General features: G+C 63.3%; 12 protein-coding genes. 7 read left to right on the plus strand and 5 right to left on the minus strand.

The annotated features are described in order from the left end of the window. Positions 1–192 precede the first annotated feature (192 nt). Positions 193–1,089 (minus strand): hypothetical protein, encoded by an 897-nt coding sequence (locus AC1MEM_RS10755; RefSeq protein WP_499477164.1) that lies wholly within the window; start codon positions 1,087–1,089, stop codon positions 193–195. Between the two features lie 352 nt (positions 1,090–1,441). On the opposite strand from AC1MEM_RS10755, the gene AC1MEM_RS10760 reads away from it, so the two are divergent. The 4 genes from AC1MEM_RS10760 to AC1MEM_RS10775 all read left to right on the plus strand — a co-directional run bounded on the left by AC1MEM_RS10760 (position 1,442) and on the right by AC1MEM_RS10775 (position 4,001). Further along, entirely contained in the window at positions 1,442–1,732 is a 291-nt protein-coding gene (locus AC1MEM_RS10760; RefSeq protein ID WP_499477165.1) for a KGG domain-containing protein, read from the plus strand. 206 nt (positions 1,733–1,938) lie between these two features. Then, complete coding sequence (locus AC1MEM_RS10765; protein WP_499477166.1) at positions 1,939–2,301, plus strand: hypothetical protein; 363 nt, start codon at positions 1,939–1,941, stop codon at positions 2,299–2,301. Positions 2,302–2,405: 104 nt separating this feature from the next. After that, positions 2,406–3,527, plus strand: coding sequence for a M14 family metallopeptidase (locus AC1MEM_RS10770; protein ID WP_499477168.1), 1,122 nt, complete (start codon positions 2,406–2,408; stop codon positions 3,525–3,527). Positions 3,528–3,530: 3 nt separating this feature from the next. After that, positions 3,531–4,001, plus strand: a complete 471-nt coding sequence (locus tag AC1MEM_RS10775; protein ID WP_499477169.1) for a CYTH domain-containing protein — start codon at positions 3,531–3,533, stop codon at positions 3,999–4,001. A 90-nt stretch (positions 4,002–4,091) separates the two neighbouring features. On the opposite strand, the gene AC1MEM_RS10780 is transcribed toward AC1MEM_RS10775, so the two are convergent. Continuing rightward, positions 4,092–5,354: a DUF2863 family protein gene (locus AC1MEM_RS10780; protein WP_499477171.1), complete on the minus strand. Its 1,263-nt coding sequence runs from the start codon at positions 5,352–5,354 to the stop codon at positions 4,092–4,094. Between the two features lie 304 nt (positions 5,355–5,658). On the opposite strand from AC1MEM_RS10780, the gene AC1MEM_RS10785 reads away from it, so the two are divergent. From AC1MEM_RS10785 to AC1MEM_RS10795, 3 genes are all read left to right on the plus strand, one after another. Next, a complete protein-coding gene (locus tag AC1MEM_RS10785; RefSeq protein WP_499477172.1) occupies positions 5,659–7,977 on the plus strand; it encodes a TonB-dependent receptor in 2,319 nt (772 codons plus the stop codon). A gap of 109 nt (positions 7,978–8,086) precedes the next feature. Continuing rightward, on the plus strand, positions 8,087–8,767 hold the full coding sequence (locus AC1MEM_RS10790; RefSeq protein WP_499477173.1) for a Fe2+-dependent dioxygenase: 681 nt from the start codon (positions 8,087–8,089) through the stop codon (positions 8,765–8,767). Further along, positions 8,767–9,291, plus strand: a complete 525-nt coding sequence (locus AC1MEM_RS10795) for a GNAT family N-acetyltransferase (RefSeq protein ID WP_499477174.1) — start codon at positions 8,767–8,769, stop codon at positions 9,289–9,291. The genes AC1MEM_RS10790 and AC1MEM_RS10795 overlap by 1 nt, the downstream gene beginning before the upstream one ends. 250 nt (positions 9,292–9,541) lie before the next feature. Here the strand turns inward: AC1MEM_RS10795 and acnA are convergent, their stop codons facing one another. From acnA to AC1MEM_RS10810, 3 genes are all read right to left on the minus strand, one after another. Beyond that, complete coding sequence (gene acnA / locus AC1MEM_RS10800; protein WP_499477176.1) at positions 9,542–12,250, minus strand: aconitate hydratase AcnA; 2,709 nt, start codon at positions 12,248–12,250, stop codon at positions 9,542–9,544. Positions 12,251–12,325: 75 nt separating this feature from the next. Beyond that, positions 12,326–12,844 (minus strand): hypothetical protein, encoded by a 519-nt coding sequence (locus AC1MEM_RS10805; RefSeq protein WP_499477177.1) that lies wholly within the window; start codon positions 12,842–12,844, stop codon positions 12,326–12,328. Further along, positions 12,844–13,833, minus strand: coding sequence for an HpcH/HpaI aldolase/citrate lyase family protein (locus AC1MEM_RS10810; RefSeq protein ID WP_499477178.1), 990 nt, complete (start codon positions 13,831–13,833; stop codon positions 12,844–12,846). The genes AC1MEM_RS10805 and AC1MEM_RS10810 overlap by 1 nt, the downstream gene beginning before the upstream one ends. Positions 13,834–13,885 lie beyond the last annotated feature (52 nt).

Below are 13,885 nucleotides of genomic sequence, written 5' to 3' on the forward strand. Positions count from 1 at the left end.
CCGTCGCGGCGCATCGGAAACTCCGAAAGTATTGCTCAGGGTGTGTAGGAGTGGTCTTATAGTCGAGCAGTGTGGCGAGGCGGCAAAGCACAATCGATCGGACGAAAAAAAGCCCGCGTCAAGCGGGCTTGTCCATGCCCGACAGCGCTCTCACGCTGCCGGGGCCAGGTTCACAGCGCCAGGCGCAGGCGCTCAACCGCGCGAAAATCCGGTGTCGTCGTCCATCTTGCGGTCGCCCGCCAGTTTGTTCGCGCCGGCCGGGCTCTTCGGATAGCCGCCGGCGGCATCGTTCGATTCGTGCACGCCGTTCGGGTCCTGATTCATGCTGCCCCCCGGTTTCCAGCCGGGATTGTCGCCGCGCGGGCCGGAATTGCCCGGGCTGCGCGGCAGGCCGCCTATGGTGTCGTTCGACTCGTGCATTTCCGCCGTATCACTGCCCGCTTCGTTCCCCGCCGCACCGGTTTGCGAGCCGGCACGGTCGGTGCTCCCTTGCGCTCCCTGCGTCGTGGCCTGCTGCGAGGCCCCGCGGCTCCCTTCGCCGCCCCCGTACTGGCCGGACTGGCCTGACTGCATCGATTGCGTCGACTGGCCCTGGCCGTGGTGGTGGCCGAGCGAGCCGCCCTGTAGTTCCGGCTGGCGCGGATCCTGTGGATTCATCTGGTGCGTTGCCTGGGTGTTGCCGGCGTGCTCGCCTTCGTGGCGCAGCAGCGAGGTGCCAGAGTCAAGCGGGCGGCGCCCAACCGGCTGCTCGAGTTCGCCATAGGCGGCCGAGTGTTGCTCCATCTGGCGCTGGTGGCTGTCGGTAATGCCCTGCTGCGGGCCGCTGCCGCCGCTTTGCTGGGTTTGCATCGAGCCGCCAGGCAAGTCCCAGCGGCTGCTGTCCTCGGCGAATTGGCCCGGCCCCATGCCGCTTTGCTGGGTGCCCATCTGGTCGATGCCCTGGCGGCCCTGCTGCTGCGAGGCGCCTTGCGGGTAGGTATGGTCGAGCGGCGCGTCGGGCGCGGTCTTGCCTTTGGCGTTCTTGTTCCACTTTTCGTTGCCGCCGTTATTCGTCTGGTTGTTCATTTCGCTGCGTTGATTCGCATCCATGGCGTTTCCTTTCAAATATCGATTTGCTGGCGGGAATTGCTCGACAGCCGTCTGTCGACGCCGCCCCATCCTGCCATCTTGCGCCCGCCTGCGCAGTTCCAGTATAGGAAGACGCATCGGTAGTATGTAGGACAATAACTGATGGGAAAAGTGATCAAAAGAACCCTATTTCGTAGGTGCATTTTCTGTCGCCTGTTGTCCTACAAAGTCATCTGAAAATGTCCTATACCCTCATCTAATTCGCATGCCTACTATGAATTCAACCGATCGCTCATCGGCGTCAGCCAGATGGGCGGGGGCAGAGCCTGCCGCAGGACGCGGCGGTTTACTATGTGAACAGGGAGAACGCATCATGGCTTCGAGTAACCAGGGTAACAAACAGGGCGGTAACCAATCCAACAGCCAGAGCGCAGGCGGCACCCGCAATCGCGGTTTCGCATCGATGGATCCACAGCGCCAGCGCGAAATCGCCAGCCAGGGTGGCAAGGCAGCCCACCAGAAGGGTACCGCGCACGAATTCACATCCGAGGAAGCACGCCGCGCCGGCAGCATGAGCCACGGTAACCGTCAATCGGCCAGCGCCGGTTCGGGCAGCAGTTCGCGCAGCTCGTCGAAGAGCGGCGGCCGCGGCTCGAAAGAGTAGGGCCCGGCACTGCGTCTCGCCGGCTGCGAACTCCGGCCGATACGGGCGCAACAACGAAATTGCACGGGGAGCGCGATGCTCCCCGTTTTCTTGTCAGGGCCACACTAAATTCCAATGGGATGGGGTAGAATCGCTGCGCCTTTTAAACTACTCCAGGGAATTTCGTCGTGAAAGAAGCGGTCATTCGTGAAGTCAAGAGCATGTCCATGTCGTGCGATCGCGTCGGCAATTCGCTGCTCGCCAAATTCTCCACGCAAGGCGCGGCCGACGTCTGCCTGCACATTCCGGCGTCCATCGTCTTCTGGCTGCTGAAACACATGCCGGTGAACCAGGACCCGAGCCTGCAACCACCGCCAGCGGCGCCCCAGATCACCCAGCAGGACTGGGAGAACCCGGCGAACCCGCGTGCCCTGACGCTCAAGTGCCGCGAACTGCCCGGCAAGCTGCGCATGGCGTTCGACCTCGACCGCACGCCGAACCTGGTCCTGCTCCTCGACCGCAGCAACGTCGAGCTGATGCGCCAGATCATGGTCGTGTACAGCCCCGAGCTGATCGACCTCGACGCGTAACAGGCCCGGCTCCAGGCGCCGCCGCGCGCTGCCCCGGCAGCAGGCTGCGGCGGCAAATCCGGTATCATCGTTTACTTAGCGAACAGGCCAACAAAGGATCAGCCATGCCTATCAAAATCAGCCAGCATTTCGATTCGGGCGCCATCGAGGTGGTGCAAGCGGACAGCGCGAAACAGATCGACCTGAACCTGCGCCGCGACAATAACGCGGACATTCACCAGTGGTTCCACTTCCGCCTGCAAGGTGCGCGCGGCCAGGCCTGCACGATCCGTTTCCTGAATGCCGGCCAGGCAACCTATCCGAAGGGCTTCGAGGATTACCAGGTCGCCGCCAGCTACGACACCGAGAACTGGTTCCGCGTGCCGACCAGCTTCGACGGCAAGGTCATGACGGTCCACCACACGCCCGAGCTCGACAGCATCTATTACGCCTATTTCGAACCCTACACCTGGGAGCGTCACCTGCGCCTGCTGGGCGAAGTGGCGGAAAATCCGATCGCACGCGTGATTGACATCGGCAGCACGATCGATGGCCGCGACATGAACATGGTGGTGATCGGCAATCCGGCCGCCGAGAAAAAGATCTGGGTCATCGCGCGCCAGCACCCGGGCGAAACGATGGCCGAGTGGTTTGTCGAAGGCATGATGGATGCGCTGCTCGACGACGCCAATCCGGTTTCTCGCAAGCTGCTGCAGCGCGCGGTGTTTTATATCGTGCCGAACATGAATCCGGACGGCGCGGTGCGCGGCAACCTGCGCACGAATGCGGCCGGCGCCAACCTGAACCGCGAGTGGATGACGCCAACGCCGGAACGCAGCCCGGAAGTGCTGTGCGTGAAGAACAAGATCCACGAAACCGGTGTCGACATGTTCTTCGACATCCATGGCGACGAAGCCCTGCCGTACAACTTCGTGGCGGGCAACGAAATGCTGGCCGATTTCACGCCCGAGCGCCAGGCAAGGCAAAAAGCCTTTATCGACCAATACATGGCGGCCAGCCCCGACTTCCAGAACGTGTACGGCTATGCGGCCAGCAAGTACAACGAGGAACTGCTGACCCTGGCCTCGAAATATGTCGGCCACACTTTCAAATGCCTGTCGCTGACCCTGGAAATGCCGTTCAAGGACAATGCCGACCTGCCCAATAGCTACACCGGCTGGAACGGCGCCCGCAGCGCGGCGCTGGGCGCGGCCATCCTGCAGCCGATCCTGCAGTCGCTGGACTAAATAGTGGGCGTCGAGATCGAACGCAAGTTCCTGCTGGCCGGCGACGGCTGGCGGGAGCTTGGTGAACCGGTGCTGCTGCGCCAGGGCTACCTCAGCAGCGACCCGGCGCGCGTGGTGCGCGTGCGCATCGAAGGCGATTCCGCTTTCCTGACGATCAAAGGCAAGAGCCAGGGCGCCACGCGCGGTGAATGGGAATACCCGATTCCCGTGCTCGAGGCGGCCGAGCTGCTCGACACGCTGTGCCCGGCACCGCTGATCGAGAAGCACCGACGGCGCGTCCAGGTCGGCGCGCATACCTGGGAAGTCGACGAGTTCCTGGGCGCGAATGCCGGGCTGGTCGTGGCCGAGATCGAGCTGGCCAGCGAAGACGAAACCTTCGAGAAGCCGGGCTGGATCGGCGCGGAGGTCACGCACGACGCGCGCTATTTCAATTCGAACCTGATACGCCACCCGTATTGCGCCTGGAAGGACTGAGGCGACGGGCAATCCCGCGATTCAGAACGATACAACATGAAAAACGGCGCTCACAGGCGCCGTTTTTTCATAGATCCGTCGACCAAACGATCAGTGGAAGTGCTCCGTCCCCGCCGGCGTATCTTCCGGCATTTCCGCATGCACCAGTTCCCCGGTCGGATCGGCGAACAGGGGCGCGCCGCAGTCGTCGCAATACTCGGCGACATACAGTTCGTTGATGCGTTTGACGTGGGTGACGCCCGCTTCGTTCAGGTGGGCGATGATCTCGTCGATCGGGCTCAAAGGCGCCGGCAGCAGGCCGCCCGCGCCGGGGCCGTCCATCGGCGTGCCTTCCTCGTCTTCCTGGCCATACAGCGGCCAGACGATGCCGTACACCACTTCGGCCGACTGGCGCAGGGTGAAGCCGACGCGGTATTCGTCGAGCTGGCCGTCGGCCGCTTCCTCGCCGAAGCCGGCGATCACGGCGCGCAGGTCCGATGCTTCCAGGTCCAGGGTGTTGGTCAGGTAGTGCACGGCGGCGCGGATCGAGACCGGGCGGATCGCCTTGTCGGCCTCGCGGCAGCCGACGTAATACGCTTCCGGCAACAGCAGCTCGACGCCGCAGCCCGGCAGCAGGCGCGCCACGTTGGCGGTGGCCTGCTCGCGCCAGGCGGCGAGGGCGTTCGTGCGTTCCTTCTCGAAATCGATCTGGTGCTGCGGTTCCTGCCAGCGGAACAGCGGGGCGCCGACCGGGGCAACGATGGTCACCAGCAAGTAACGCGTGTCGGCCAGGAAGGGCGCCGTTTCCGGTGTGCGCACGGCCGGCTTGATGGTCGTGCCCTTGTGCGCGGCCTGGGCCAGCTTGTGGGTCAGCGCATAGGTGTCGGCATGGGTGCGCGGCAACTGGTCGATCGCATACAGGGTCGGGGCCATCGCCATCTGCGTGCCTTCGGCCAGCAAATGGGCCGAGAAATGCGCCGACAGCGTGCTGACCAGTTCCGCGGGAATCGTGCCGGAACCGATCGAAAAACGGGTCCAGGCGAGGATCGGCGCGGCCACCAGCAGCGCTTGCCAGCTGACTTCGGCGCCATCGTTGGCTTGCTCGACCATCGTCGACGATTCGCTGACGGCCTCGACGCCATCCATCAGCACATCGTAGGCGGCGAGGTCGTCCTTGAACAGCGCGTTGAGCGCGGCGTCGATGCTTTCCTGGTGGTTGGTCTTGAGCAGTTTCTGCAGTTGCGTATCCAGTTGGCGTTCCCAGGTGCGTTCTTCGACGCGGCTGGCAGACTGCACAATGGCCTGGGCAATGCTGGAGAGACGCTGGCTTTCTGCGGAAAGTTTATTGGGTGAATCTTTGGAAGGACGACGCATAGTCTCTTGTAAATAGGTGAGGATCGAAGGGCAATGATCGAGATGCGAGGGGCCATGATAAACCCTTATCCCCGGTATTGTAGTTGATTCGGCCACATGCCACGAACACAAGGGGAAGGGGGAGACGTGGTGCAAAGCCTGCACCGTAAATGCTGTAGTGCACGAGACAAACGGGTGGCCCATCAATACTTGCCAAAGCCGCCAATACAAATCATAATGCGAATCGTTCTCATTTATTTTTCGGTTCCGCCACCCGATGCAGCCGGCGCCCGCGGAAGCAAACATACCAGCGATGACCATGACCATGACCAATCCAGCAGTCCCGAGCGCCACCCCTTTCATCCGCAGCCGCAAGCATGCGCGTGCGGCCGCGCCCAGCCTGACAGGTTCCGCGCTCGCGGTGCTGGCGACGCTGGCCTCGCCCCTGGCCCAGGCGGGCGGCGAGGAGGTCGAGCAGGCCATTCCCAAGGTCCAGGTCACGGGCACCGCGCATCGCGACGTCCAGGCTCCGGTCGCCTCGGGCTCGGACAAGTTCACGGCGCCGCTGCTCGACACGCCGAAGTCGGTCACCGTCATCGGGCAGGAAGTGCTTGCGCAGACGGCGGCCGTATCGCTGACGGACGCGCTGCGTTCGGTGCCGGGCATCACCATCGGCGCGGGCGAGGGCGGCAATCCGGTCGGCGACAACGTGTTCATCCGCGGCTATAACGCCCAGACCGACACCTATGTCGACGGCATCCGCGATTCCGGTTCGCAGTCGCGCGAAATCTTCAACCTCGAGCAGGTCGAAGTCGTCAAAGGTCCGAACTCGGCCTACGGCGGACGTTCCTCGGCGGGCGGCGGCATCAACCTGATCAGCAAATCGGCCCAGCTGGACAACTTCAGCAACGCCAGCGTCGGCATCGGCACCGACAATTACCGCCGCGTGACGGGCGATCTCAACCGCACGCTGGGCGACAACGCCGCCTTCCGCCTGAACGTGATGGCGCACGAGGCCGATGTGGCCGGACGCGACGTCGTCGGGGGCGACCGCTGGGGCATCGCACCGACGATCACCTTCGGCCTGAACGGTCCGACCAAAGCCATCCTCAGCTATTACCACATGCAGTCGAGCGAAATCCCGGACACCGGCATCCCGTTCAACAACCCGTTCACGACCGGCGCCAACGTGGCGAAGAATGGCGACGGAACCCCGTTCAAGGTCGCCCGCGAAACCTTTTATGGCCTCGTGAACCGCGACTTCCGCGACACCAACATCGACATCGGCACGGTCGACCTGCGCCACGATTTCGGCAACAAGCTGGTGCTGCGCAACGTCACGCGCTACGGCAAATCGAAGAACGATTTCGTCTGGACCCAGCCCGACGATTCGAAAGGCAACACGGTCGCCTACGGCACCGTCTGGCGCCGCGCCAACACCCGCGTCACCGACACCGAAACGATGGCCAACGCGACCAGCCTGTCCGGCAAGCTGACGACGGGTTCGATGAAGCACAGCTTCAATGCCGGGGTCGAGATCAGCCGCGAGTCGACCGAGCGCAGTGCCTACGTCTTCACGCCAGGCACCAGCAACCTGCTGACCGGCACCTTTAGCTGCCCGACTTCGGGCGCGGAAACCGGCTACAACTGCGCGCCGCTGGATAATCCAAATCCCTACGATCCGTGGGTCTATTCCCGCAGCGTGTCGCCGGCGCTGACAAAGGTGAACACCGACACCCGCGCCGTCTACGCATTCGACACCATCGAATTCAATCCGCAATGGATGCTGAACATCGGCGCGCGCTGGGACGCGTTCAAGACGACGCTCGGCGTGAACGCGACCGCCACCGCGGCAGCGACCAACGCCCGCGTGGACACCAGTTTCGATACTTACCAGGCCGGCCTCGTCTACAAGCCGAGCGCGAACGGCAGCATCTATGTGTCGTACGCCACCTCGGCCACGCCGCCCGGCAACGATGGCGGCGACGGGCTCGACGCACTGACGGTCGCCGTGCAGAATCTGAAACCGCAGGAGAGCAAGAACGTCGAGCTCGGCACCAAGTGGGAAGTGATGAACGGCCGCCTGTCGCTGAACGCGGCCCTGTTCCAGAGCAAGATGAACAATGCCCGCGTGACGGCGCCGGACGGCACACCCCAGAACGTCGGCCGCAAGGATCTCAAAGGCCTGGAGCTGGGCTTCTCGGGCAAGCTCTCCAATGCGTGGCAAGTGTTCGGCGGCTACACCTACCTGGATGCGGTCCTGAAGGACAATGGCTATGTGAACGTCGGCACCACGGCCGCGCCCGTGTACGCGCCTTCCCCGTACAGCGGCAATATCTTCCCGACCACGCCGAAGCACAGCGCCTCGCTCTGGACCTCGTACGCGTTCAGCAAGGCCTTCAGCGCCGGCATCGGCATGAACTATGTCGACAAGGTCTACGCTAACGTCAACAACACGAAATACGCGCCGAGCTACACCCGTTTCGATGCGATGGCCAGCTATAACCTGAACAAGAACGTGTCCTTCCAGCTGAATATCCAGAACCTGGGCGATAGATTGTATTTCGACCGCGTGTCGTCGCCGCACTATGCGGGCGTCGGCGCGGGGCGTTCGGCAAGCCTGACGGCGAACCTGAAATTTTAACGGGAGACGGCACCGGTTTGCCACCGGTGCCGGTACACTCGAGCCTGTTTCGCACGGCCCTCCCTGCTTGAAGCGGGGAGGGCCGTGCCTTTTTGTAAGGACCGACACCATGATGCTCCACATCCCGGGCGTGCTGAGCCAGGAACAGCTTGCGCAGATGCGCAAGCGTTTGCAGGACACTGACTGGATCGATGGCCGCGCCAGCGTCGGCCCGCAGGGCGCGCAGGTGAAACGCAACCGCCAACTGGCGGAGGGTTCGCCGCTCGCCGCCGAACTGGGCCAGATCGTCAGCGCCGCCTTGATGGCGCACCCCTTGTTCTTCTCGAGCGTGCTGCCGCTGCGCATCCTGGCGCCTTATTTCAACAGCTATGGCGGCGGCGAGCACTACGGCCTGCATGTCGATGGCGCGATCCGCGCCCAGCGGCCCGGCCTGCCTGCGATCCGCGCCGACGTCTCGGCCACCGTGTTCCTGAGCGAGCCGGATGAGTACGAAGGCGGCGAACTGGTCGTGGTCGACGCCTACGGCACGCATGAAGTGAAACTGCCGGCGGGCGACGCCATCATTTACCCGTCGGGCAGCGTGCACGAAGTGCTGCCGGTGACACAGGGCGAGCGCATCGCTTCCTTCCTCTGGACCCAGAGCATGGTGCGCGACGACGGCAAGCGTGCACTGCTGTTCGAGCTCGACAACAACATCCGGAAGCTGCGCGCGGCGCATGGGGAGTCGGAAGCCACGGTCGGCCTGACCGGGCATTATCACAACCTGCTCAGGATGTGGGCAGAGCTCTGATGGCGCTGACCCTGGTCCCGCCGACGCTGTCCGACGCCGGAGCGCTGTTCGACTTCGAACAGGAAAACCGGGCCTTCTTTGAAGCAGCGATCAACGCGCGGCCTGCTTCCTACTATGCAATCGCGGGCGTGACGGAGGCGGTCGCGCGCGCGGTGCAGGATGCGGCCGATGACCTGGGCTACCAATACCTCGTGAAAGACGAAGGGCGGAAGATCGTCGGCCGTGTCAACCTGAGCGGTGTGCGGCGCGCGCATTTCCATAGCGCCGTGCTCGGCTACCGGATCGGCGAAGCCGCCTGCGGCAAGGGCTATGCCGGGGAGGCGGTGCGCCAGGTGCTGGCGCTCGCGTTCGGCGAGCTGGGCCTGCGCAGGATCGAAGCCGACTGCCGGGTCGAAAACGCGGCCTCGTCGCGGGTCCTGATGCGCAATGGGTTCACCCAGTTCGGGCACTCGCGGCGCAGCTTCGAGCTTGGCGGCGAATGGTTCGACCGCCTGCATTTCGAGTGCCATGCGCCGGGGGTGTAGGGTGGGCATGCCCACGCGAAAGCTCGCATCGTGTTGGCACTGTTTGGAAGCTGAAGGCTGATTGGCCAACACGGTCGCGAGAAGCTGCCCGAGCGGCTGGAAAAGGGCAAACGTGACGCATCGTCCCGCGTGGGCACGGGGCGCCCACCCTACGTCCGGCGCGCATCGCAACATTGAAAAAGGGCTGGAACCCGTGAAGGTTCCAGCCCTTTTTGTCATCCCAAGCCCGCACAAGGCGGGCCTGAAACAATTACGCAGCCAGCAGCTGGCGCAGCACGAACGGCAGGATGCCGCCATGCTTGTAGTAGTCGACTTCGATCGGGGTGTCGATACGCAGCAGCACTTGCACTTCCTGGGTGTCGCCGTTTTCACGGTGGATCACCAGGGTGGCCAGCTGTTGCGGCTTGATCTCGCCTTCCAGGCCCTTCAGGTCGAAGGTTTCCTTGCCGGTGATGCCCAGGGTTTCGACGCTGTCGGTGCCGATGAACTGCAGCGGAAGCACGCCCATGCCGACCAGGTTCGAGCGGTGGATGCGCTCGTACGAACGCACGACCACGGCCTTCACGCCCAGCAGCTGGGTGCCCTTGGCTGCCCAGTCGCGCGACGAGCCGGTGCCGTACTCTTCGCCGCCGAACACCATGGTCGGGGTGCCTTCGGCCACATACTTCATGGCCGCGTCGTAGATCGACATCTGTTCGCCGGTCGGCTGGTGGATCGTGATGCCGCCTTCGACTGCCGAACCGTCGGCCTTGGCCGGGATCATCTTGTTCTTGATACGCACGTTGGCAAAGGTGCCGCGCATCATGATCTCGTGGTTGCCGCGGCGCGAGCCGTAGGAGTTGAAGTCGGCCTTCAGCACGCCGTGATCCTTCAGCCACTTGCCCGCTGGACCGTCTTCCTTGATGGAGCCGGCTGGCGAGATGTGGTCGGTCGTGATCGAGTCGCCGAACACGCCCAGGGCGCGCGCAGCGGTGATGCCGGTGGCGGCCGCTTTCGGGGTCATCTCGAAGTCCGCGAAGAACGGTGGTTCCGCGATGTAGGTCGACTCAGGCCAGTTGTAGACCTGGCCTTCGGTCGACGACACGCGTTCCCACAGTTCGCCCGGGTTGCCCTTGACGTCGGCGTAGTTCTTCTTGAACACTTCCGAGTTCATCGCGAAACGCATCAGCGCGCCCACTTCCTGGCTCGATGGCCAGATGTCGCCCAGGTAGACGTCGACGCCGTTGGTGTCCTTGCCGACTGGCTCGGTCATCAGGTCGCGCGTCATGTTGCCGGCGATCGCGTAAGCGACGACCAGCGGTGGCGAGGCCAGGAAGTTCGAACGGATGTTCGGGTGGATACGTGCTTCGAAGTTACGGTTGCCCGACAGGACGGCCGAAGCGACGATGTCGTTCTGGACGATCGCTGCGTTCAGTTCCGGGGTCAGGTCGCCGGCGTTGCCGATGCAGGTGGTGCAGCCGTAAGCCGTCACGCCGAAGCCCAGCTTTTCCAGGTAAGGCAGCAGGCCGGCGGCGGTCAGGTACTCGGTGACCACGCGCGAGCCAGGAGCCAGCGAGGACTTGATGTGCGGCGCCACGGTCAGGCCGCGCTCGACGGCTTTCTTGGCCAGCAGGCCGGCAGCCAGCAGCACGCTCGGGTTCGAGGTGTTGGTGCACGAGGTGATGGCGGCGATCAGGACGTCGCCGTTCTTCACGCGCACGCCGTTGGTCGTCTCGTACAGTTTGTTCAGGTCTTCCGGCGCCTTGTTGAAGCCGTTTTCCGTGGTCGGCTTGCTGAACAGTTCCGTGAAGTTGTTCTTCACGTTGCCCAGTTCGATACGGTCCTGCGGACGCTTCGGACCCGCCAGGGATGGGGTCACGGTCGACAGGTCGAGCGAGACGATGCGGGTGTAGTCGATATCGCCGGCTTTCGGGATGCCGTACAGGCCCTGCGCCTTGAAGTAGTTCTGGAAGGCGGTGATTTCTTCTTCGGTACGGCCGGTGCCGCGGAAGTAGTCGACGGTGGCGTCGTCCACTGGGAAGAAGCCCATCGTGGCGCCGTATTCCGGTGCCATGTTGGCGATGGTGGCGCGGTCGGTGGTCGACAGCGAGGCGGTGCCTTCGCCGAAGAACTCGACGAACTTGCCGACGACTTTTTCTTTACGCAGCAGTTCGGTGATGGTCAGCACCAGGTCGGTCGCGGTGCAACCTTCGCGCAGCGAACCGGTCAGGTTGACGCCGATGACGTCCGGGGTCAGGAAATAGACCGGCTGGCCCAGCATGCCGGCTTCCGCTTCGATGCCGCCCACGCCCCAGCCGACGACGCCGACGCCGTTGATCATGGTGGTGTGCGAGTCGGTGCCGACCAGGGTGTCAGGGTAGTAGGTGTCGCCGTTCTTCATGACGCCACGTGCCAGGTATTCCAGGTTGACCTGGTGGACGATGCCGAAGCCCGGAGGCACGACGCCGAAGGTGTCGAAGGCTTGCATGCCCCACTTCATGAACTGGTAGCGCTCGTTATTGCGCTGGAATTCCAGTTTCATGTTCAGGTCGAGCGCGTTCGGCTCGCGGAAGTGGTCGATGGTGACCGAGTGGTCGACGACCAGGTCGACCGGCACCAGCGGCTCGATCTTCTTCGGATCGGCGCCGTTCTTGGCGGCGACGTTGCGCATCGCGGCCAGGTCGGCCAGCAGCGGCACGCCGGTGAAGTCCTGCAGCACGACGCGGGCAACGACGAAAGGAATCTCGTCGGTGCGCTCGGCGTTCGCGCTCCAGCTTGCTACCTGGCGGACGTGTTCTTCGGTGACCTTCTTGCCGTCGCAGTTACGCAGCACGGATTCGAGGACGATACGGATCGACACCGGCAGGCGCGACAGGTTCACGCCCAGGCTTTCGCCCAGCGCCGGCAGCGAATAGAACTGGCCGGACTGGCCCGCGTTCAGCGGGAAATCCTTCAGCGTGTTCAGGGTGTTGCGAGACATAAGCTCTCCTTCAGTGGGGTCTCTTGTTATTGCTTCAATACTTCATTACAAATATCGGGCAACGGGGGTAATTCTTCAGCCGTTCTTCTGCTCCGAGGCGGCAGCCACGATCGGCTTGCTTTGCTCGGCATTCTTGCATTCATTGGCCAGTTGGCGGTTCAGCCTCGAGTCGAGCAGGATGCCCTTCGAGGGGATGCCGATCCAGACCAGGCGGTAATTCGTGTTCTCGAAGCGCATCGCGCCGGTCGTGGTGCCGACGCGCTCCAGCCGGTGCAGGCGCTTCTTCCAGCGCAGGGCGATGTGCGAATCGTCGCCTTCGTTGGTGTAGATCGTGACCTTGTTGTTCAGTTCGCAGCTGTACTCGGTGACCTTGGTGTCGGTGATGTCCGGTTCGGCTTCATCGGCAGGGGCCCAGTTGTCGTCGGCGGCAGCTGCCTTCTTCGACTTCGACGGCGCTGCTTTCTTCGCCTTCAGGACGTCTTCGGCTTTCGGATGATGTTTTTCCGTAGCGGCGGAGACAGGAGTGGTGCACAGACTAAAAGCCGCGAACGCGAAAGCGCCGGCGGCGAACAGGTGTTTGGGGGAGGTGGCCATTAGTGGGGTTCCGTTTGGTTGACGATTGCCGCCGCGGATTCGGGCAGCGCCAGGCCGGCCAGCTTCGCGCGCTGCAAAACGGTCCAATAATATCGGTAGCTGGCGCGGTCGTGCAAGCGCCCATGTTGCGCGATCGGACCCCAGTTCACCGCCATCGCTTCCTGCAAGATGTTGGTGGCTTCGTTTACTTCCGACAGACGGGGCGTAAACGCCTTGACGATCGGTTTGACCTGGTCCGGATGGATGCTCCACATGCGCGTGAAACCGAATTCGGCGGCCGCGCGTTGTGCATCATTCGCCACAATCGCACTGTCCTTGATTTCGGTCGTCACATTATGCGAGGCCACCTTGCCGTGCGCATGACATGCCGCAACCATCTCCAGCTTGGCGCGTACAACCAACGGATGCGTAAATTGTCCCGGCGTGCGCATCGCGCCGGCCGGGATCGCACCGAAGTGCGAGGAAACGAAATCCATGATGCCGAAGGAAAGGCATTCGACCTGGGGCAGGGCGGCGATCTCGTAGGCATCGTGCAATGCGCCGTGGGTTTCGATCAGCACATGTACCGGCAAGGCCGGGCGGCCGTTCGGCACGGCGACACGGTTGATGATTTCCAGCGCGCGCCGGACGTCGTCGATGCCGCTCGGTTTCGGCAGCACGACATACGCGAGGCGGGTGGCCGCGGCGCCGACGATGGCGACGACGTCCTGCACGAAGTGCGGGCTCTCGATGTCGTGCAGGCGCACGCCGATGCGGTTGAAGCGGTTGTCTTCGCTATTGACGAGCGAGGCCACCAGTTGGGCGTGGGCGGCTTCGTTGCCGGCGGCGGCGCCGTCCTCGCAGTCGAACGTGATGTCGAAGACGGGGCCAAGCTCTTGTTGCAAGGCCATCGACTTGCGCATCAGCTTCTCCGAACCGCAATAGTGATCGCAGGCGGGAAGCAGGAGCGGCTGGCGTTTGCCCTGGAATAAAACCTCGGAAGGATGCATGGGAGTTTCGCTGGAAGTGACAGGTACCGCGGTTGAAAACGAAGAAACCGCC

The organism is Telluria sp. AIW5, assembly GCF_056680575.1.